Genomic DNA, 21908 nt, shown 5'->3' with positions numbered 1-21908 from the left:
TCGATTCTGACCATAAAATTCCATCCTTTTATCCGTCCAGGCTGGTGATGGCCGGTTCTTTCCCTTCCGGTGTGTAGTTTTCAGGATCAGGTATTTTCCCGAATTTGTAGATAATCCCCACAATGATGGCGACCCCAACCGGGTAGATAATCCAAACAGAGATGTTTAAAACGATCGCCGCAATCATAGCCAGAATACTAATCGTACCAACAATCATCGCATATGGAAGCTGCGTATTTACATGCTCCACATGATCACACTGCGTGGCTAACGAACTTAAAATAGTGGTGTCTGAAATCGGTGAGCAATGATCTCCCCAAACCGATCCGGCTAATACTGCACTCACACTTGCATAGATAATCTCCAGTGTGGTTTCCATAGGTACGCCGGTATTAATTCCAATCTCCCAACCCAGTGGGACTACCAGCGGCATCAAAATTCCCATGGTTCCCCAGCTTGAACCGGTTGCAAATGCCGTCAGCGCCGAAAGCACCAGTACAATTGCCGGCATCCAATAAGGATTCAGCGTTTCTCCGAAAACAGAAACCAGGTAATCGGCGGTACCCAGTGCCACCGTCACATCACTCAATCCCCATGCCAGTACCAGGATCAGCACTCCGTCAAACATCACATGCATGCCATTCATCATGCCTTCCAGCGTTTTTTCGATGTCAAGCAGCTTCTGAGCCAGCGTCATCCCAATGGCTACCACTACGGAAGCCAGTGATCCCCATAATAAAGCATCATATGAATTAGCAGTCTCAACAATAGCCTGAATGCTGTTTCCTTCACCGGTCACAAACAACCCGATTATGGTTCCGAATACAAGCGTCAGAATCGGGATGGCCGCATTTGCCCAATGCGATTCAGATTTCTTGGCCTCGTCTTCCTCAATTTTATCTTTGTAGAGATTGTATTTATCCAGCTTGGAATCGTGCTTGGCCTTATACAGGTCTATACGAGCCTTCAGCATGGTGCCAAAATCACGCCCGGAAGCGGCAATCAGGATCACGAATAAAATGGTGAAGAATGCGTAGAAGTTGTACGGCAGTGAATTGATAAATACCGAGTAGGCTGCTTCATTAAAATTGGCCATTTCTGCTTCGGCTGTGGCAATGAATCCCACCATAGCACCAATCCAGGTACTCACCAGAGCAATAGTGGCAATGGGTGCGGCAGTAGCATCCACCAGGTACGCCAGTTTTGCTCTCGAAATGCGAAGCTTATCGGTTAGCGGACGCATGGTATTTCCCACCACCATCGTATTAGCGTAATCATCAAAAAATACTACAAAACCCATCAGCGAAGTCACTAACTGTCCCTGCACTTTTGTTCGCACAAACCGGGTAATGGCCTTAATAACCCCACGGGTTCCTCCGTTATCGGTGATGATACCTACCATACCGCCAATCAGGATGGAAAAAATTACGATACTCATTCTGTCCGGATCTGAAACCCCCGGCACGATGTAATCACTCAAAGAAGCAAAAAAGCTGTCGAATACATTTAAAAAGGTAAGTTCACCGGCCAGGTAGGCTCCCATCCAGATCCCCAAAAATAACGCGAACAGAACCTGACGGAAGATCAGGGCGATTCCAATAGCTACCAGTGGCGGAAGGATACTGAGCCAGCTACCTACTATGGATGAGGAAGCCTCAGCCGTTTGTACATCTGCCCAGGCATACTGAGACGCTAAAATGAATAGGGAAACCACCCCAATGAGTGCTGCTATTTTCTTTTTCATGCGTGATTATCGTGTCTGATTATTAAGCCGCTCAGAAAATAACATCTATTGAGTTAAAACCAAGATGCTAAGTTGGGCCTGCTTATTAACTTTTAACAGTTCTGCCTTTGAATTGCAGCGTTCAACGGGTTACTATCTCGCTATACTTTAAAATCTAATTACGGAATATGAATAACAGGATACTGCGATCGATGCTGTTTATTTTGGGATGGGGACTCTGCTTATCGGGGTTTACCGTCGCTCAGAACAGCTATAGCAACTTCAACACGCTTACCGACCGGTTGAATGAGCTTGAAGACAATTATGAAAACCTCGCCCAACTTACCTCTCTTGCCAAAACAAAAGATGGCCGGGATATCTGGCTGCTTACCATTGGTTCGGGTGATGTCCAAAACCATCCGGCGGTTGCAGTGGTGGGCGGGGCTAAAGGCTCACACCTTCTTGGAAGCGAGCTTGCCTTAACTTTTGCGGAGAAACTGCTTGCGAATGCTTCTTCAGAGGAAGTCAGCCGGCTTCTACAAACCACCACATTTTATGTGCTTCCGAGAATTAACCCGGATGCCACCGAGCAGTATTTTGCTTCGCTGAAGTATGAACGGGATGTAAACACCTCCTCCACCAACGAAGACCGAGACGATGCTTTTGATGAAGATCCTTTTAACGATCTGAACAACGATAACCTCATAACCATGATGCGGGTGCAGGACGAAACCGGTAAGTGGATGATTCACCCAGAAGATGAGCGGTTATTGAAAAAGGCCGACATCACTAAAGGGGAAAAAGGTTCTTATAAATTATTCACCGAGGGTATCGATGATGATGGAGACGGGGCATTCAATGAAGACAACCCTGGTGGCGTCAATATCAACATGAACTTCACCTACGATTATCCCTACTTTGAACCGGGCGCCGGAGAGAATATGGCTTCCCAGATTGAGACCCGGGCCGTTTTAGACTTCTTGTTTGAGGAAGCACCTAACGTTTTTTCCGTTGTATCGTTTGGCCCGGCCAATAACCTGAGTACGCCCGTAAAGTTCAATCGGGGAGCTGTTAGTCAGCGCGTAATCAAAGGTTGGTATGAAGATGATGTAGCCATCAATAAACTCGTATCCGACAAATACAACGACATAACCGGACTCAAAAATGCTCCGGAGATGAACGGACAGCCCGGCGACTTTTTCCAGTGGGCGTATTTCCACTATGGCCGATTTAGCTTCAGCACTCCCGGTTGGTGGACTCCCGAAGTAACCGATGAGGAAGAAGAACCTCTGAAATTTGACAGCGAAGATGCCCAGTTCCTTGCCTGGGCTGAGCAGAATAACCTGAATGCCTTTGCAGAATGGCAGCAAGTTAATCACCCCGATTTTCCGAACAAAACAGTGGAGGTGGGTGGTATTAAACCTTATGTACGGTTAAATCCTCCTTACCAAATGGTGGATTCACTTGCTCAAAAACATACCGACTTTATCCTGGAACTTGCTTCCATGAAGCCATCCGTTAAACTTGTGAATTTTGAAGCACAACAAGCCGGCCGGAACCTGACCCGAATCACCGTGGATATCCACAATGATGGAATTTTACCGACAGCCTCCCGACTGGGAGAACGTACCGATTGGGTAAAAGAAGTAGTTGTGGAGATTAGCCTTTCAAACGGACTTGAACTTGTGAGCGGTGAAAGGCTGGATACCATTGAGTCGATTCAAGGTGACGGAAGCATTCAGAAAACCTGGCTGGTTCGAGGAAAAGGCACTTTCAGCCTCTCAGCCGGAGCCCCGAATACCGGAATTTCAACCAAAGAACATACCATCCGATAGAGTTAGCCATGAAGAAATTAACACACTTTTTACTTTTTACAGCCCTTGTTGGTCTTGTCTGGATGCAGCCGTCAACGGTTCAAGGCCAAATTACCGATGGGTTTTTCCAGGCAGCCGGTTCACCGGCCAATCCAAAAGTGGAAGCCAGCTGGAACCGATACTATACCTATGAGACCATCACTGATTTCACCAAAGAACTGGCTGATGCTCATCCAAACCTCGTTAAACGAGAATCGATTGGAAAGTCTTATGAAGGGCGTGATATCTGGTTACTGACCGTCAGCAATTTCAGGGAAGGCAACGCAGACCGAAAGCCGGCTATGTATATAGACGGAAACATTCACTCTAACGAAATACAAGGAACGGAAGTCTCGCTTTACACCGCTTGGTATCTCGCTGAGATGTTTGGAAAGAATGAGTTCATCACGCAGCTGTTGAATGAAAAGACGTTTTATATCGCACCAACCATCAACCCGGATGGACGCGAAAACTTCTTTGAGGCTCCGAATACCGCAAGCTCTCCCCGGTCCGGGATGAAGCCCATCGACAACGACCTGGACGGAAAGGTTAATGAAGACAAATACGATGACCTGAATGGCGACGGAAGCATCACCTACATGCGCCGCAAGAATCCGCGCGGGCAGTTTAATCCCCATCCTGAATATCCCGAACTGATGCAGCGTGTAGGAGACGGCGAGTTCGGCGAATATGAACTGCTTGGATCGGAAGGGCTGGATAACGACAACGATGGTCGCATCAATGAAGATGCCGAAGGCTATTACGATCCTAACCGGGACTGGGGCTGGAACTGGCAACCCGATTATATTCAACGCGGAGCGCACAAATATCCTTTTTCACTGCCTGAGAACAGAGCGGTGATGGAATTTGTGATGGATCACCCCAACATCGCGGCCGGACAGAGTTACCATAACGCCGGCGGTATGATGCTGCGCGGACCGGGTGCCGAAGAAGATCGCGATACCTACAATCGATCGGATGTACAGGTGTATGACGCCATCGGAGAAATGGGAGAACGCCTGATGCCCGGCTATGACTACCTGGTTGTTTTTGAAGATCTCTACAGTGTGTTTGGCGGAGAACTGGACTGGTTCTACGGAAGCCGTGGAGCGTTTACTTTTACCAACGAGCTGTGGACTCCCTACGAGATGTTTAATGAAGATGGCGGTGGCCGGTATGGCGAACAAGTGTATGAATTCAACAAATACCTCCTTTTTAATGATGCTCTGGTGGAATGGGAGCCCTATGATCACCCTCAGTACGGAGAGATTGAAATAGGCGGGCTTAAGAAAAACCTCGGTCGTGCCCACCCCGGGTTTCTACTGGAGCAGATGGCACACCGAAATATGGCCTTCACCATTTACCACGCTTACCACACCCCTCAACTGGTTATTGATGAGATTTCTGAAAGGGATTTAGGTGGTGGCCTTAAGGAAGTGACAGCCGTAATTACCAACACCCGTATGATTCCCACTCATGCCAGCCAGGATCTGAAATACAAGATTACCCCTCCGAATTACATCAGTATTGACGGGGCCCGGGTTGAAGCCGGCATGATTGTTACGAACCGAGCACTGAATCAAACCATAGAGCAAAAACACAATCCTGAGAAACTGGCCGTGGATAACATTCCCGGAATGGATTCAGTAACCGTTCGGTGGATTATCAGCCGTGGTAACAATTATACCATCACCGTAGATAGTAAGAAAGGCGGACTGGTTTCCCGAAAGAAATAATAAAATGAAGTGAAGTGAGTCATCGCGGGCCCGGACCCGCGATCTCCTTTTTTTGGCTTATTGGCTTATTGGCTTATTGGCTTATTGGCTTATTGGCTTATTGGCTTATTGGCTTATTGGCTTATTGGCTTTTAACCAACCTTTCCAAAGTTGTTCATGCCAAATAATGTAAACCTTCCCGTTTTAACTTTGGAAAGGTTTACATCATATCCTTTTTAAATGGAATTGGGACGCAGATGACACTGATACTACAGATAGTCAGATTGTTCAATAGTTCAAGCGTCCGCTTGGACTTTCAAGACTGCCAACAAAGCCGAATTCAACACCGCATAAGCGCGACACTTGCGCTATTGCCGTGTTTTACCTCACTCACTTTACCATAGAATTTGAACGCAGATAACACTGATACTACAGATAGTCACTGATTTATAGTTATTGACTTATCTACAAAACTTATCTGCGACTATTCGCTAAATCCGGCTAATCCGTGTTCCATCACCCCAGTTTGTCGATGGCTGTATCAATACGATCCAGCACTTCTTCTTTTCCGATGAGCTCAAGCGCCGGTGTCAGGTCAGGACCAAAACCTTGCCCACTAACAGCCACACGCAGGGGCATCATCAGCTTTCCGAAACCAACTTCATGCTCTTCAATGGTTTCTTTGATCTTGTCCTTCAGCGTTACCGCTTCAAACTCTTCTTCGGAAAGCTGCTCGATTTTATCACGATAAGCTTTTAGAATCACCGGGCTGTCATCCTTCCATTTTTTGAGCGCATTTTCATCATACTCGGTTGGAGCTTCGAAAAAGAACGCGCCCATACTTACAAATTCCTCGATGGTAGAAACGCGCTCGTGGAGTAATTCAATCACGTGTGTCAAAAACTCATCGCCGGGGATCTCAAACTTGGATTCTTCAAAAAGAGCCTTCACTCTGGGCTTCAGCTCATCTACCGAATGCTCCCGGATATAGTTTTCATTGTACCACATCAGCTTTTTGTAATTGAAAACCGCTCCGCCTTTGCTCACACGATCGAGTGTGAATAACCCACACAACTCTTTCATGTCATGAATTTCAGAATCGTCGCCGGGGCTCCATCCTAAGTAAGCCAGGAAGTTCACCAGGGCGTCCGGCTCGTAATGTCCTTTCATATAATCTTTGGTGTTCACCGGAATTCCTTCGCTCTCAGCCTTACGCTTGGAAAGCTTTCCTCCGCTCGGGCTCATAATCAACGGCAGGTGAGCCATTTTCGGCGGCTCCCATCCAAAAGCATTATACAGAAGAATGTGTTTTGGCGTACTGCTCAGCCATTCTTCCCCACGGATTACATGCGAGATTTCCATGGTGTGATCGTCCACCACATTTGCCAGGTGATAGGTCGGCATTCCGTCTGACTTCAATAGCACCTGGTCATCCAATCCTTCAGTATCGAAAGAAACATGCCCGCGAATTTCATCTTCAAATCGGATGTTCTCTTTTCTGGGAACCTTCAAACGAACCACGTATTCGTCGCCGTTGTCCAGTCGTTTCTGAACTTCATCCTGAGAAAGCGTCAGGCTGTTTTTCATAGACTGACGGGTGATGGAATCGTATTTGGGAGAAGGATTACCGGATTTTTCCAGTCGCTCCCGCATCTCATCAATTTCCTCAACGGTATCGAAAGCATAGTACGCATGCCCGGCTTCAATCAGCTGCTCGGCATATTTGTGATAGATATCCTTTCGCTTGCTTTGTCGGTACGGACCAAATTCTCCGCTTTTTCCGGGGCCTTCATCAATTTCCATTCCGGCCCATTCCAGGGAATCAATAATATCCTGCTCGGCTCCCTCTACATATCGGGATTGATCGGTGTCTTCGATTCTCAACACAAAAGTGCCCTCATTGTGACGGGCAAATAAATAGTTATAAAGTGCGGTTCTCAGTCCGCCAATGTGTAAAAATCCGGTGGGTGATGGCGCAAATCGTACGCGAACGCTCATTTAGTATCTCGTTTTTTGTAATGTTTTAAATTCAAATATTATAGTCTTTAAAGATAAGAAAATTACAGTACCTATTTGGACGTTGATTTTCAAACAACCTACCTTAACACGTAAACACTTTCGTACTTTTTAAAAAAGGAAGTGCTTACGTGTTAATGATTTTCCTAATTCACTATTTCTCTTGAAACTTACAATAGTACAACCTCAATTTGCGCCTAACCTCTATGACCTTGCCGCGATGCTGAAAGCCGACCGGGTTATATGGAATGATCTGGAGCAGTGGTCGAGAAAGGGACGCACCCACAGAGCAGTTATTAAGGGGGAACAAGTCAAACAGTGGATAAACATCCCTATTAAAACGGAGGACAAAAAAAAGGCTATCGGTGAAGTCCGTATTGAACATGATGAGGACTGGATAGAGCCGTTTTGGAATGCCATCTATCACTCCTACTCCGAAGCCACCTGGTTTGATTTTTTTGTAGATGAGCTGCAGCACGACATTGATCAAGCTGCTGAATTTGAAAAGCTCCTCGATTTCAATATCTACTTTTTTGAGCGGATTATGACTTACCTGGAGTTGAATATTGAGTACGAGCTGGCAAGTCAGGTTTCAGGCTTCGATCCCAATCCGGATGTCTTTCTGGAAAAAACCGGAGCCGATATTCTCTACCAGGAGTATGACTCCAAAAACTACCAGTGGCTGAGCGACCAGGCCAAACCTGCTTTAAAAGAGCATCCCGAATATGCTCAGTTAGGCGATGGTTTCCTCCCCGAGTGCTCCATCATTGATCTTTTGATGAACTGTGGGAAAGAGAGTTTTAAGGTTTTTGAGAATATTACTTAAACACCTACAACAGTTTTGAAGCCAGGTTAGCCAGTTCCGAGCGCTCCCCTTTCTCCAAGTTGATGTGAGCATACATTTCATTGTTATTCATGCCATCCATCGGCTCTTTTCCGATCGGCACAAGCTGATTTGCGATGGACGATTTTTTCTTACTCCCGAAACTGCACCTCTTTCCACTCCTCAAACAAATGCGCCACTTTGAGCCGCTGGTATTTTCCCGTGGAGGTGACCGGAAGTTCTTCCCCAACCACCACCACCTTGGGGGCTTTTGAGAACGGAAGGTGTTCTCTACAATAGTCTAAAATAGCTTTTTTGTCTTGCTTGGCTCCTTCTTTGAGCTGCACATACGCCCCAACTTCCTCCCCGTACCAGTCATTTTCGAAGCCCACCGAAATTCCGGCTTTTACGCCCGGGGCTTTGTTAATCACTTCGTCAATCTCCAGCGGAGCCAGGTTAATGCCGCCCCGGATAATCAACTCCTTCAACCGACCTGTAATGAAAAAATATCGGTTTCCTTCCTCATCCTTTTTTATAAATCCTTCGTCCCCGCTTCGAAACCAGCCGTTCTTAAAGGCCGACTCATTGGCTTCCCGGTTGTTGAAATATCCTTTCATCACGTTCACTCCCCGGATTACAATTTCTCCCCGCTCACCTTCAGGAACAGAGTTTCCATCTTCATCCTGAATATCCATCTCGTTGGCCGGAACCGGAATTCCAATACTCGGGTAACCAAAATCCCGCATCCATTTGTTGTGTTCCTTCTCGGGTTGTTCGGCCGGAATAAAACACGAATAGCAGGTGGTTTCCGAAAGACCATACCCGTGAATTATTGGTATCCCGAATTTCTCTTCGAAGTTTTGGGCCACTTTAACCGTCAGCGGGCCGGCACCGCAGATGATATGTCGGAATTGTTCTGACTCGGGAACTTCCTTGCCTTCATAGTAATTGGTAAGATACTGAAGCAATGTGGGCACCACACTCACAATTTGAACCTGCTCTTCTTCAATGGCTTTGAAAAAATGTCCCGCACTAAACTTCTGGTTCAGGACAGTAGATCCACCCACAAAAAACGGCGTTATCATAGTCACAACCGTGCCATTTACATGATGAATAGGCAATACACACATCATTTTTGTTTGACCATCAATGTTGTGCCACTGACTAATGGTTCGGGCGTCTTCCAGCAAATTACGTTGTGTTAAAACAACGCCTTTGGGATTTCCCGTAGTCCCGGAAGTAAATACAATCAGTGCTTCAGATTCGATATTAACCTCTACTTCCCGAAGCTCACCGTCCTCAGTTGAAAAAGAGTCAACGGATTCATCACAAATCACGACTTCAATTTCATTAAGCTCACCAGCCTTATGAATGATAGCCTGAATGCGCTCCGCATATTCATCTCTTGCCAGCGCCAGCTTCACTTCAGCATTTTCCAGGATGTAGGCAATCCGGTTATCATCTTCCCCGAGATTGACCGGCACCACCACTAACCCGCAGAACCAGGCGGCAAAATACTGAACCACCGTATGCCAGTGATTGTGAGAAATGGTGGCAATTTTATCTCCGGACTTAAGTCCTCTGGATTGATAAAAACGGGCTGTGTTTACTACATGCTCATAGAACTCCCGGTATGAGATCTCTGCACGATTCTGACCGGCGTCCCTGTAAGTAAGATACGTTTTGTCGCTGCCTATTCCCCTTTTCAACAGACTAAAGAAATCATCCTGCAAATCCTCCGGGGGATTTTCGAGCGTTCGGGCGTGTATAATCTTTTCTTCTAAGGTATTGAATTCCATGGTGCTTCAACTTTTTTTGGATGGTAACGGATGAATTTCAAAAAGGCAAAGCGGGTTCGGTCAGAAAGTTTAATAGATGGTTAAAGGAAATCAGGACTCAGAATTCAGGAGCCAGAACAATACTGTTCTGAATTCTGAGTCCTGAGTTATTCCTTTACTGCTTTGCCGGAACTCTTGGAATCATCATAATTTCCCGCTGACGACCATCAATATACCACACGCCGGAATCGTCGAAAAAGGCATCTTCTTCCAGCATTATCCGGATTTCTTTACCCCATTCTTCAATATAGGTAGCAGCGTTCAACTCTATGGAATAAGCTGTGTTCAAATGTAACGGGTAATCACCATCGCCGGGCACGCCCCCCTGAGCATCCCACATGCCAAGTGTGGTCCCCGCAGCATGACCGTGATAACCAATTGGGTGCGTATAGATACTTGGCTTGAGTCCTTCTTCGATAGCTTGCTCACGCGACATTTTCAATACTTCATTACCGGTTCTTCCTTCCTTAAAATTATTGGTGAAGATATCCTGCAGTCGATTCCCATTTTCAAAAGCATGCACCAGGTAATCCGGCACTTCGGTTTCTTCCGGACGAAGTACATAGGCATGCTGCTGGGTATCCGTATTGAGCCTCAGGTACTTGATACCAAAATCCACGTGTAGTAAATCTCCGGGCATGATCATGTTTTCTCCGGGCCGACTATCAAAGGTTCTCAGGTGATCAAAAGATTCAGGGTCAGCCCGTTGGATGGATACGCTGGGATGAAACCATGTGATCAGCTTTAACTCCCTGATCTTTTCCCGATACCACCAAACCACATCCTCGGTGGTGGTGATACCCGGCTGAATAACAGCATCTGAAAATCCTTCGGCTATGATTTGGTGGGCAATTCGGACAATCTGCGGATACACCTGCATTTCTTTCTCCGTGCGGGTTTCCAGCCAGCTCACCGCCAGTTTCTCCGCTGAAACCAAGCGATCGGTGTATTTCTTACCAATGGCTTCTTTCATTTCCTCGTAATCGGTTACCACCATGCCATCTGCGTGTCCCCAAATCTCAGAAATATTGATACCAATTCGCTCGGGATCCCTTTCTTCGATAATCTCTTTCAGCCGCTTCCATTGATTGGGTTCCTTCTCTTTATCCCACGCTTTCTTAAAAACTTCTCCCACATCATACCGGGCCACTGCCAGGGTTTCAACGCCTTTTCCGGGACCCAAATCATGCATCACCAAAATAGTACGGCGCCGGGCAGCCAGCCAGGTAGCCGGAAGCATGGTTTCAATCACCGGATCTTCATTATACTCCCTCGAAACTATAATCCACATGTCGATGCCGGTTTCCCTCATCATTTCCGGAAGATAATTCTCGACTTTATCCTTTAGCATATCATTAATTACAGCTGCCCGTTCCTTCATTGGAAAAATGTGCGGATAGTTTTGGGCTGAAAGTGGAAGGGAAAGAATAATCAGCAGGGTGATAGTCAGAAGTTGTTTCATGGCTCGATGGGTTTTAAAATTTGCAGAATATGGGAATGGATGGGCAGAGGTGCAACATTGGATATCAGGGTTTTCTTTTCATTCTCATAAAAGGAGATTCCGGTCCAAGTCCGGGGTGACTACCTCATAAAACAAAAAACCCCGGATCAGCCTTCGCTAAACCGGGGTTTGAATGTGTTTATCGGTGATCCTGATTTACATAGAAGCCAGGTCACGAAGTGTTTCAGCCAGCTTTCCTGCTTTTGTAGAAGCTGAACCGTCAATTCCGTCAGCTAATTCAGCCAGTAGTGCTGATTTTTCTGAACCGGATGACTTCTCTGCTTTCGCTATCCCGGATCGGAGTGCTGAAATTTCTGATGCACTCATTTCTCCATCGCGGTCAAGCTGATCTACGTAAGCTTTGGCTAACGCATAGGTTGTAGGCCATTCAAACATAGGCTGTCCCTGAGCGTTCAGGTAATCGAGCGTTACCGTATTCGCTGCATCGATTTCATTCTGAGTGAGCAGCGGATTGGCTTCCAGCTCAAAAATATCCAGTCCTCTGGCAATTTCAGAATTGATGATCATACCGTTGTACCAATATACCGACCAGCTTCCGCCGTTCGCCATACGGGTAGAATCAACCGGGCCACGATCGTGAAAGGCAATTTCAACCGGGTTGGATGTATCTGTCCAGTCAAACACAGAAATACCACCCTGATACCACGACTGAACCATAATCTCCCGTCCCGGAACCGGAATCAGAGATCCGTTGTGAGCTACACAGTTTTCCTCACTGGTTTGTGGAGCAGGTAGTTTATAATAGCTCTCGAATTCCATCTTATTGTTCTCATTGATGGTGAACAGGGCATTAGCTCCCCACTCGTAAGGATCCGTTTCACGGCATTTTGGCTGACCGCCGCCGCCCCATTCATCCGTAAACAACACTTTGCTTCCATCGTTACTGAAGGTAGCAGAGTGCCAGTATGAGAAGTTTGAATCAGCAACCGCATCAACCCGTTTAGGGTTTACAGGATCCGTGATGTCCAGTAAGAGTCCGTAGCCTTCACAAGCACCCCCGGCTAAACCAATCTCCGGATAAAGGGTGATGTCGTGACACTGGTTTGGTCCGCGATCGTCTTCTTCATCACCACCTATTCCAAACTGCTGGTCCACCATCATCTGGATATTTTCACGGAGATAAGCACTGTCAGCCGCTGTAGGTTCTGCACCTTCTCCGGCTCGCTGCTGGGCTACATTCGATAGAATCATTCGTACATACCGACCAGGAATTACTCGTTCCTGACCAAAAATTTCGGCTGTAAAAGCTCCTTCTTCTTTCGCTTTTTCCAACGCTGCTTTGTCGGCCGGAGCCATACCATGGGTTGGAGCAGCTGTCAGGTTTTCAAAAATTCGGGGAGAATTTACGATAGCTGCTTCTTCAGGATTATCCAGCGGGACTTTAATTACCTCAATTCTGAATAAGGCGGAATTAGGATCTTCATCCGGCATGGCAGCTGAACATCCCGGCAATTCTTCATTCGGGCGAACAGGCGCTGATCCTGACACATAGATATAAACGTTTTCGTCGTCTTCAGGATCTTTCAAAACGGAATGCGTGTGAGAACCGCGGCATGTTTGAACGTTAGACACATATTTTGGCTGTTTGACATCAGTAATATCAAAAATCCGGATTCCGCGAAGTCGTTCTTCGCTCACTGTTTCCTGCACTCCTTCAGTTCCACAATCGAGTCGGCCGCCTAATCCTTCACCGGATACAAAAAGAAGATTTCCATACACGGACACATCACTTTGTGAAGCCGGGCATAAGTAATCTACTACCAGTTCCGGGGATCGGGGATTGGATACATCCCATACAATCACACCATTATAATTCCCCTGAAAAGCATAGTTACCTTTAAAGGCCAGGTCGGAGTTCGTTACGCCCACAAAATCTTCGGGCGGTGGTGTTTGAGACAGCATATTCAGGTTCCAGCTGGCTTCTTCGGCATCAAATAAACCGGCTTTCAGTCCTACCCGTGGGTCGGGACTTGGCGGGTTTGCTTCCGTTACCGGCTTGGGTTCAATAGATGGCATCATAGACGGTGAGCTTGAGTCGTCCATCATGGAAGATGACGAACACCCATAGGCACCAATCAATACCGACACCATCAGCGTAAGAAATAGTTTCGATTTGTTCATAAGTACGTATTCTGTGTTTTTGTTGACGTGATATTCTTTATTGGCCATTAGCTGCAGTCATCCGGTCCAGCATCAGCTGCATACGGTCAATTTCCGTCCGCTGATCTACCTGAATGTCTGATGCTAAACGGAATGCGGCATCGTCCTGAGCGGCTCCATCGGTATCAAATAATTTGGTGACCATCGTTACCGCCCCTTTGTGGTGGTCGATCATATATTTCAAATACAGGCGGTCAAATTCATCGCCGGTGGCTTCGCTGAGTTCTTTTAGCTGAGCCGGTGATAACATTCCTGCCATATTGGTGTGATCCATTTTCATGTGATCTTCCCCAAGCCCGTGAATCATCAGGTTCAATCCTTCGATATGCACTTCAGGAACCGGCTGATCGCGATCACGGAGCCAGGTTTGCATAGAGCGGATTTCATCTTTCTGGGCATTGATAATGCGGGCAGCCAGGGTTTGGATCTGTGGACTTGCGTTATTTTCCGGCGCCAGTCGCGACATGATTAGTGCCTGTGCATGGTGAGCAATCATCCCGGTCATAAACTTTACATCGGCTTTGGTGAAGTTCATCCGGGCACTGTCTTGTCGGGCCCAATACAAAGCTTCCATTTCGGCGGTACTCATCCCTGAATCATTATCCACACTTTGCTCAGTAGCCGTCTCTTTACCTGATTCCGAATTATTGCTTACCGACTCCGAGCTTTTGCATGCCGATAATCCCACCACTAATACCATCAAAAAAAACGATTTAATAAATTTCACTATAAAACTGCTGTTCATATACACAAAATCCATAACATATTAAGCTTGTAGAGTCTATCTCCCTGTTTAAAGGAAGGCTTATTATAAGAGCATTACACCTGAAATACTATTTGATATTTCATTCTAAATAAGAAAAGAAATGAAACTATTTCATAAGTTTAAGATACTATTGGATCCATAATTCCACTTAATGGATGTAAGTATGAGCTTCTATTTGAATAGTTTTTTTGCTCGAATAATCTCTTACTACCATATTGTTTAGCAAAGATATTCAAATCAAGAATATCTCTTAGTATTTCAGTAGCCTTTATGTAGTCAGGTATTTCATAATCCTTTATTCCTTTTAAGGTTAATGAATATACCTTCGTTTTGTCATAACCATATCCAATTTCAAACGGCACCCATTTTGAATAAAGAGTATTTTTGGAAATCAAACATATCATATGTGTAGAAGATTTCAACCCCTTTTCTATCGCTTTCACCACGCCCTTTGGATTATTCTCTCTTAAAGCTTTTTTTAGTTCTCTATCATATTCATCAAAATAGACTCTAATATTTATGGATCTTAAATAAGTTGCTATTTTTTTTGCCTCTTCTCTATCCCCTTTTTGGTGAGCTATAAAAACTTGCATCTCATTTATCATTAATTAGCTTTCCTAATTGTGTTGAAAATTCAGTAAGGATTCTGTTAACCTCTTTCATATCTGAAAACAGTTCGTCGTATTGGGGATATTGTTTCTGTATTTCTTGAGGAGATTTTTCACTATTTCCTTCTTTCTCCTTCTCAAATTTATACCAGCGTCTGAATTCTGCTTGATATTTAGTTAAATGTGGTCTTAATCCGTCATTCAAAATTTTAACTGTTAATTCAATTAATGCTGAAGTTGATTTATGATTTCTAATTAGCTCACCGGATACAGACTTTATTTCATCTCTAAGTATTTGAAATAACTTATACCAAGAATTATAAATTTCCTCGATTACATCTTCTTCTGTGACACTAATTGCAGCCTTTCTTGTTATTAGTTCAATTTGAATCCTGTTAGCTATATATAAACTTGAATCATCCCTAGTTGCTTTAACAGTTACCTTAGGGCTACTTGAAAACTCTATTTCTAATTCCTTAGTACTATAATTTGAGATTTTGTATTTCCTAAATATAATTATCAATATTATCACTAATACAAGCATAATTATCATAAACGTCCAACTACTAGTCAGAAGTATAGAAGGTTGACCTATGTCAACTGAGATACCTAAAATTTGCGTATTTAAACTATCAGTAGTTACCATCTCAATCCTTTCCTTGGTGAGTTTGATCGCCTCATTTTTCGACTTAGATCATATTCATTATCCAACCTTTGATCACTTGTTTTTTCAATAAGGAATCTCAAAAAACTTCGGTCACTAATAATTTTATTCCAATTGACAACTGATATTCTTGCCTTTTCATTGAGAAGATTATCAATAATTCGATCAGGCATATGAGGATACCTCTGTTCATATTTAGAACGATCCTTAATTGATATCCAGTTTTCTTCACCTGGATAAAGAATATCTTTTTCTCCTTCAAGTGAAGCAGTATAATATTCACAATTTATCGTTGGTAAATTAATCACCAAAATGCCTGATCTTTTATTAACCTTCCCATTTATCATACTAGAATAAATTTCCCAATCAACGTGCTTTCTTCCCTTAGTTTCTGTACCAATCAATACAATTGTTACTGTAGAATCTTGTAAATAATCATCACGAATAATTTCTCTTATTCTTTGACTTTCTAAATCATCGCTAATATCCCCAGTATCAACTGATACATTCTCAAAAATGTCATGCGCCAAATTAAATTTGATCAATTGATTCTTATAGTTCTGATCATTGTCATGATGATAACTTATAAATACTTTTTTCTTAGACATGATCCCCTCACCCTATTTTAAGTTCCATTAAAACAATGTGTAGAGAATAAGAAATGATTATTCTCTTAGCCAATCATTTCTTTTAGAATTTATTTCGATACTAATTTTATCATTTAGTTCAGTTTGTAATTTTTGATCTTCAACCAACCTAACTTTCACAGTCTTTGCTTGTGCCCATCTTGTAAATTCAATTTCAATTTCATCCCCAGGTTTGTATTCGCTAAGGATATCATCCACACTTTCCACCTCACTCAAAGAAGTTCCTGCGATAGTTGTGATTTCATCCTCCGACTCAATCCCTGCTTTATAAATCGGTGAACCAATCAGCGCATTGGATTCCAGCTTACCGACACCACTTTCAATTTCAATGTCTGTTCCAAGGACAGCTTTTCCCGGGTTGGCTTTGGTAAGAGTGATTCCAAAATCAGCCAACAGGCTTTCATAATCCGGCAGCTGACTATCAAAAATGTATTTCTCGAAAAACTCATCGGCCAAATCCTCGCCGGCATATTCAGCCAGCATTTCATGAATATCACGATTGGTATAAGGGACTTCCGTTCTCCCGAACGCTCTCCACATCAGCTTCATAAAGTCATCGAGATTTTTGTTGCCGTCCATTTTTCTGAGTGAAAGGTCCAGTCCAAGCCCGAGCACGCTTCCATAGGTGTAATAAGAAATGAAGGTGTTTGTTTTATTCTGAGGATCTACGGACGTGGCTGCATCCACAAACGGGGCCTGGTAACTCATTTCAACCGGAGAGAAAAACTGTCGTCCGGGTCTGTTGATTACATAGTTCAATCCGCCATCAAGGGCTTCTGCATACTCCTCAGCTGTATTGATCCCGGCCCGGTGAAGAATCAAATCATCGTAATAGCTGGTAAATCCTTCAGCAAACCAGAGCTCGCCACTCATGTTGGCTTCCTCAAAATTGAAGGGCTCCAGGCTGGCCGGACGAATACGCTCTACATTCCAGACATGAATAAATTCGTGAGAAACGGTTCCCAAGCTGGTATTCCCGAGCGGTCTGTCTATGGGTTTAGAGTTGGTTACAATGGTGGAATTTCTATGCTCCATTCCGTCTCCGCTTGCGTTGGGCATAAAACAATTCAGAAATACGTACTCACCGTAGTCAAATTCAGGCAGCTCTCCGAATAGGTTGACCTGTGCATTCACGATGGCCATCACTTTACCAAAGTATTCATCTACTTCTTCATCCGTTGCCGAGGTATGCAAAGCCATTTTAATAAGCTGGCCATCAATGGCTTCCTGCCGCTCATGGAAATCCGCAATCTCAACCGGGCTGTCCAGGAAATAATAGAGGTCGGGCGCGTAATAAGTCGTTCCTTCCAGCGGTTTTAGCTGCGTTGCCACTTTCCAGTTCAGGTCTTCACGCACATCAAAGGTGATTTCAATCGGGCGGTGTTCGTAATCCCTGGCCCAGGCGAAAGTCGCCGGCATGTTGAGGTGGGCATGGGTTTCATCTACTTGTGAATAGGTGCCGTCTCCCCGATTGGCAAACAGGGTGTACTCAAATTTCACGGTTCCATCATGTCCGCTTACATTCCATTGGTGCGGATTTGGGCGGGTCACTTCCAACTCCTTTCCCTTGCCGTCGGTGGCTTTTACCCCATATACATTCTTTGCAAACTCGTGGAGCGCATATCGACCGGGAGAAGTCCGGCTCATTCGCACTTCCAGTACTTTATACTCCAGGTTGGTGTACGTAACCGATATCTCCGCTTCGTGATGAACGGCATTCTCAAAAGAGATCTTGTAGTTGGTGGTAGTCTGTGCGGTAAGTGATAAAGTGATGAGTGAAAACGTGAATAGCAGAAAAACTTTTCTCATGGCGGAGTTTTGAAATTTAAAAATAGATGGGCGGGAATATGTAGAGGATAGGGATTAGTTACAAGGTGTTAGGTTTTAGGTGTTAGTAGTTCGAGTCTGAGTTTAGTAATCTTGCTAATCCTTAAATCCTGCGAATCATGGTTCAGAAGCTAATTTTGAACCTTGATTCGCAGGATTTAAGGATTACCGGGATTTTTTATTTGCTCGGAGCAAATTTGGTGACCACGCTGAGCGATTATCACCAGGAATCACCACTTCAATGTTGAATGTTCGTTATTCCTTGTTCGATGTTCTACTCATCCTCCAGCCAGGAATACGGATAGCTTGGGTCATCCAGCCGCATGGCTTCTTCCGTTACATACATTGGGTGGAAAGTGTCTATCATAACCGCATATTCATCGGTTTCTTCGGCTCCAATACTCGCTTCGGCTTTACCGGGTTGAGGTCCGTGCGGAATACCACCGGGATGCAACGTGATATCCGCATAGCCAATTCCTTCCCGACTCATGAAATCCCCTTCTACATAATAGATCATCTCATCAGAATCTACATTGGAGTGGTTGTAAGGCGCCGGAATAGATTCGGGATGATAATCGAATTTACGCGGGCAGAAACTGCATACCACATAATTATGTCCACGGAAGGTTTGGTGAACCGGTGGCGGCTGATGGATGCGGCCGGTTATCGGCTCAAAATCTTTAATATTGAAAATCCACGGATACAGGTATCCATCCCAACCGACTACATCACAAGGGTGATGATCAAAAGTGTAATGATGGAATCGCCCTCCTTTTTTAATACGCACTTCGAACTCACCTTCTTCCGGGAAGAAAAGCTGTTCGGAGGGAAGCCGGAAATCCCGCTCACAGAAGGGAGAGTTCTCCATAAACTGCCCCATTTCAGACAGGTAACGCTTAGGAAATTCAATAGGTCCGGTGGACTCAGCAAACAGGAACCGATTATCATCCGTCTCAAAATTCATTTGGTAGGTGGTTCCGCGGGGAAGGAAAATATAGTCGCCATAGCCAAAATCAAGCCGACCAAAAACCGACTGTATATGTCCCTCACCTTCGTGGATAAAAATCAGTTCATCATGTTCCCCATTGCGATAGAAATAATCCATGTTACCATTGGGCCGCGCCGTTCCAATCTGAATGTCGTTATTGAACATTAGTACTTTACGGCCGGTAATGGGGTCTCCGCCGGCAGGGACGTCCTTCGTCTTCAGTAAGCGATGCCGGAGCGTTTTTTCATCCGCTTTTTTAACAATAACCTCTGCCCCTTCTTCAATTTTAACCACCCTTGTCGGCATGTGGTGATGGTAAAGCAAAGAGCTGTTTCCATGAAAACCCTCCGCCCCGAAAAGTTCTTCCGTATATAGCTCTCCATCCGGGCGACGAAAAATGGTGTGACGTTTATGCGGGATTTTCCCTAATGCGTGGTAGTACATGACTTCTGAATTAAAAATGAAAAGTTAAAAATTTAAAATTGGCTCACTCCAATTCTTAATTTTTAATCTTGAATTTTAAATTGATTAAAGGTTGCCTCTGGCGTCTTGTTCACGTTCGATGGCTTCGAATAGGGCTTTGAAGTTTCCTTTTCCGAAACCTCGGGCTCCTTTTCGCTGAATGATTTCAAAGAATAACGTTGGCCGATCCACTACCGGCTTGGTGAAAATCTGAAGCAGATATCCTTCATCATCGCGGTCCACCAGAATTCCCAAATCCTCCAGCTTGTCGATGGGCTCATCAATTTTACCCACCCGGTCTTCCAATTCCTCGTAATAGGTGGTTGGAACTTTCAGAAATTCAACGCCGCGATCCCTCAGCTTTCCTACGGTTTCGATGATATCACCGGTGAGCAGAGCTACGTGCTGCACGCCCGGACCTTCGAAGAAATCCAGGTATTCTTCAATCTGGGATTTCTTCTTTCCTTCTGCCGGCTCATTGATCGGGAATTTTATCATCCCGCGGCCACCGGCCATCACGCGGCTCATCAACGCTGAGTATTCGGTGGAGATGTCTTTGTCATCAAAACTGATGTATTGAGTGAAACCGAGCACATCCCGGTAAAAGTCCACCCAGTCTTCCATTCGGCCCAGCTCCACGTTTCCTACACAATGATCCACAAACTCAACACCAACCGGGTCTGCTTTTACCAGGCTTTCCTTAGCTTGAAATCCCGGCATGAACAAACCGTTGTAGTCCGACCGGTCTATAAAAGAGTGGATCACATCTCCGTACGTTTTAATGGCTGCCTTGCGGATGCTACCGTGTTCGTCCTTCATATCATGAGGCTCCAAAACCGGCTCAGCTCCCCTTTTCACCGATTCATTAAACGCCCGGTCCACATCCTCCACGTGCATGGCAATATCTTTGATGCCGTCCCCATGCTTTTGAACAAACTGTGCAATCGGCGAATTACTGTTTAGCGGAGCTGAAATCACAAACCGGATATTCCCCTGTTCCAGGTAATAGGAAGCCCGGTCGCGAATACCCGTTTCTAATCCTGAATAGGCCTTCATCTCAAACCCAAAAGTGGTGATATAGAAATGAGCCGCCTGCTTGGCGTTGTTCACATAATGTTCCACATAGTCCACATCCTGCAGGCCAAGATGATCATCAAATTTCTCTTCGAGGGGTCGGTCTATCGTATCGGGTTGGTTGGCCATTTGTGCAATTCTTTTAACATTCATTATGAAGATTTGGTCATTCAGAATTTTTGATAGTTTTAGGGTATATTCTGAATGATTGTATTATCCGTAATGTTTAATTTACGAAATAAAAAAGCGCTTCCACATGGAGAATCAAGAAAAGTTAGACGAATTTCAAGCCCGCATTGATGCGGGAGAAAAAATAGAGCCCAAAGATTGGATGCCCGAACGGTATCGGCAGCAATTAATCAGGATGATGAGCCAGCATGCTCACTCCGAAATTGTGGGTATGTTACCGGAAGGAAACTGGATTGAACGGGCTCCTTCATTGAAACGAAAATTGGTGCTTTTAGCCAAAGTTCAGGACGAAGCCGGTCACGGACTCTATTTATATAGTGCTACGGAAACGCTTGGCATTGATCGCAGCGAACTTGTTGATCAATATTTATATGGCAGCGCTAAATATTCCAGCATTTTCAACTACCCAACCATGACCTATGCCGATATTTGCGCCATTGGCTGGCTGGTAGATGGAGCGGCCATCGTAAATCAAACCATGCTGGCTCGTTCTTCTTACGGCCCTTACTCCCGGGCGAATGTTCGTATCTGTAAGGAAGAAAGCTTTCATAAGAAACAAGGGTATGAGATGCTCGCCAAAATGGCCGATGGAACCCCTGAGCAACAAAAAATGGCTCAGGATTCTGTTAACCGATGGTGGTGGCCAAGCCTGATGATGTTTGGTCCACACGATTCTGATTCTCCAAACAGTGCCGAACTCATTAAATGGCAGGTAAAGCTGAAAACCAATGATGAGCTGCGTCAGCATTTTGTAGATCGCATGGTGATGGAAGCGGAAGCTATAGGCGTAACCCTGCCCGACCCGGACCTTGAATATAATGAAGAAACCGGGCACTGGGACTTCGGCGACATTCCGTGGGATGAATTTTGGAACGTGGTTAAAGGTAATGGCATCATGAACCGGGATCGAATAAAGGCCCGCCGTAAAGCTCATGAAGATGGTGAGTGGGTTCGTGAAGCTGCAAATGCTTACGCCCGCAAAAAGAAATTGAGCCAGGAAAAGGCATCGTAATTAGAACTCAGAACACAGCAG

The 21908-nt window shown here is 45.0% G+C and carries 16 protein-coding genes; 4 read left to right on the top strand and 12 right to left on the bottom strand.

Annotation, left to right across the window (positions count from 1 at the left end):
* Nucleotides 1-28: 28 nt before the first annotated feature.
* Nucleotides 29-1744 (bottom strand): Na+/H+ antiporter NhaC family protein, encoded by a 1716-nt coding sequence (locus NM125_RS09595; RefSeq protein ID WP_255134684.1) that lies wholly within the window; start codon nucleotides 1742-1744, stop codon nucleotides 29-31.
* Between the two features lie 167 nt (nucleotides 1745-1911).
* Here NM125_RS09595 and NM125_RS09590 point away from each other — a divergent pair, with 167 nt between their 5' ends.
* Both NM125_RS09590 and NM125_RS09585 read left to right on the top strand, forming a co-directional pair.
* Entirely contained in the window at nucleotides 1912-3558 is a 1647-nt protein-coding gene (locus NM125_RS09590) for a M14 family metallopeptidase (protein WP_255134683.1), read from the top strand.
* Nucleotides 3559-3566: 8 nt separating this feature from the next.
* On the top strand, nucleotides 3567-5312 hold the full coding sequence (locus tag NM125_RS09585) for a M14 family metallopeptidase (protein WP_255134682.1): 1746 nt from the start codon (nucleotides 3567-3569) through the stop codon (nucleotides 5310-5312).
* Nucleotides 5313-5807: 495 nt separating this feature from the next.
* On the opposite strand, the gene gltX is transcribed toward NM125_RS09585, so the two are convergent.
* Nucleotides 5808-7289, bottom strand: coding sequence for a glutamate--tRNA ligase (gene gltX, locus NM125_RS09580; protein WP_255134681.1), 1482 nt, complete (start codon nucleotides 7287-7289; stop codon nucleotides 5808-5810).
* Nucleotides 7290-7470: 181 nt separating this feature from the next.
* Between gltX and NM125_RS09575 the strand changes: the two genes are divergently transcribed.
* Nucleotides 7471-8133, top strand: a complete 663-nt coding sequence (locus NM125_RS09575) for a WbqC family protein (RefSeq protein WP_255134680.1) — start codon at nucleotides 7471-7473, stop codon at nucleotides 8131-8133.
* Between the two features lie 149 nt (nucleotides 8134-8282).
* Here the strand turns inward: NM125_RS09575 and NM125_RS09570 are convergent, their stop codons facing one another.
* From NM125_RS09570 to hppD, 10 genes are all read right to left on the bottom strand, one after another.
* On the bottom strand, nucleotides 8283-9929 hold the full coding sequence (locus NM125_RS09570; protein WP_255134679.1) for a class I adenylate-forming enzyme family protein: 1647 nt from the start codon (nucleotides 9927-9929) through the stop codon (nucleotides 8283-8285).
* Nucleotides 9930-10083: 154 nt separating this feature from the next.
* Nucleotides 10084-11430, bottom strand: a complete 1347-nt coding sequence (locus tag NM125_RS09565; protein WP_255134678.1) for a M24 family metallopeptidase — start codon at nucleotides 11428-11430, stop codon at nucleotides 10084-10086.
* Between the two features lie 195 nt (nucleotides 11431-11625).
* Nucleotides 11626-13659, bottom strand: coding sequence for an LVIVD repeat-containing protein (locus tag NM125_RS09560; protein ID WP_255134677.1), 2034 nt, complete (start codon nucleotides 13657-13659; stop codon nucleotides 11626-11628).
* Nucleotides 13649-14377: a DUF305 domain-containing protein gene (locus NM125_RS09555; protein WP_255134676.1), complete on the bottom strand. Its 729-nt coding sequence runs from the start codon at nucleotides 14375-14377 to the stop codon at nucleotides 13649-13651. The genes NM125_RS09560 and NM125_RS09555 overlap by 11 nt, the downstream gene beginning before the upstream one ends.
* A 158-nt stretch (nucleotides 14378-14535) precedes the next feature.
* Nucleotides 14536-15021 carry a toll/interleukin-1 receptor domain-containing protein gene (locus tag NM125_RS09550; RefSeq protein WP_255134675.1) on the bottom strand — a complete coding sequence of 162 codons (486 nt, stop codon included), beginning with the start codon at nucleotides 15019-15021 and terminating at the stop codon, nucleotides 14536-14538.
* The gene (locus NM125_RS09545; protein ID WP_255134674.1) at nucleotides 15011-15670 is read right to left on the bottom strand and encodes a hypothetical protein; all 660 of its coding nucleotides are present in this window, start codon (nucleotides 15668-15670) and stop codon (nucleotides 15011-15013) included. Before NM125_RS09545 ends, NM125_RS09550 begins: the two co-directional genes overlap by 11 nt.
* Entirely contained in the window at nucleotides 15664-16296 is a 633-nt protein-coding gene (locus NM125_RS09540; protein WP_255134673.1) for a TIR domain-containing protein, read from the bottom strand. Before NM125_RS09540 ends, NM125_RS09545 begins: the two co-directional genes overlap by 7 nt.
* A 57-nt stretch (nucleotides 16297-16353) precedes the next feature.
* Nucleotides 16354-18144 (bottom strand): M61 family metallopeptidase, encoded by a 1791-nt coding sequence (locus NM125_RS09535; RefSeq protein WP_255134672.1) that lies wholly within the window; start codon nucleotides 18142-18144, stop codon nucleotides 16354-16356.
* 292 nt (nucleotides 18145-18436) lie between these two features.
* Nucleotides 18437-19594, bottom strand: a complete 1158-nt coding sequence (locus tag NM125_RS09530; RefSeq protein ID WP_255134671.1) for a homogentisate 1,2-dioxygenase — start codon at nucleotides 19592-19594, stop codon at nucleotides 18437-18439.
* 84 nt (nucleotides 19595-19678) lie between these two features.
* On the bottom strand, nucleotides 19679-20815 hold the full coding sequence (gene hppD, locus NM125_RS09525; protein ID WP_432419286.1) for a 4-hydroxyphenylpyruvate dioxygenase: 1137 nt from the start codon (nucleotides 20813-20815) through the stop codon (nucleotides 19679-19681).
* A 127-nt stretch (nucleotides 20816-20942) separates the two neighbouring features.
* Between hppD and paaA the strand changes: the two genes are divergently transcribed.
* The gene (gene paaA / locus NM125_RS09520) at nucleotides 20943-21887 is read left to right on the top strand and encodes a 1,2-phenylacetyl-CoA epoxidase subunit PaaA (protein ID WP_255134669.1); all 945 of its coding nucleotides are present in this window, start codon (nucleotides 20943-20945) and stop codon (nucleotides 21885-21887) included.
* Nucleotides 21888-21908 lie beyond the last annotated feature (21 nt).

The sequence above is a fragment of the Gracilimonas sediminicola genome, assembly GCF_024320785.1.
GTDB classification, from domain to species: Bacteria; Bacteroidota; Rhodothermia; order Balneolales; family Balneolaceae; genus Gracilimonas; species Gracilimonas sediminicola.
This window is presented reverse-complemented; position numbering and strand designations above follow the sequence as displayed.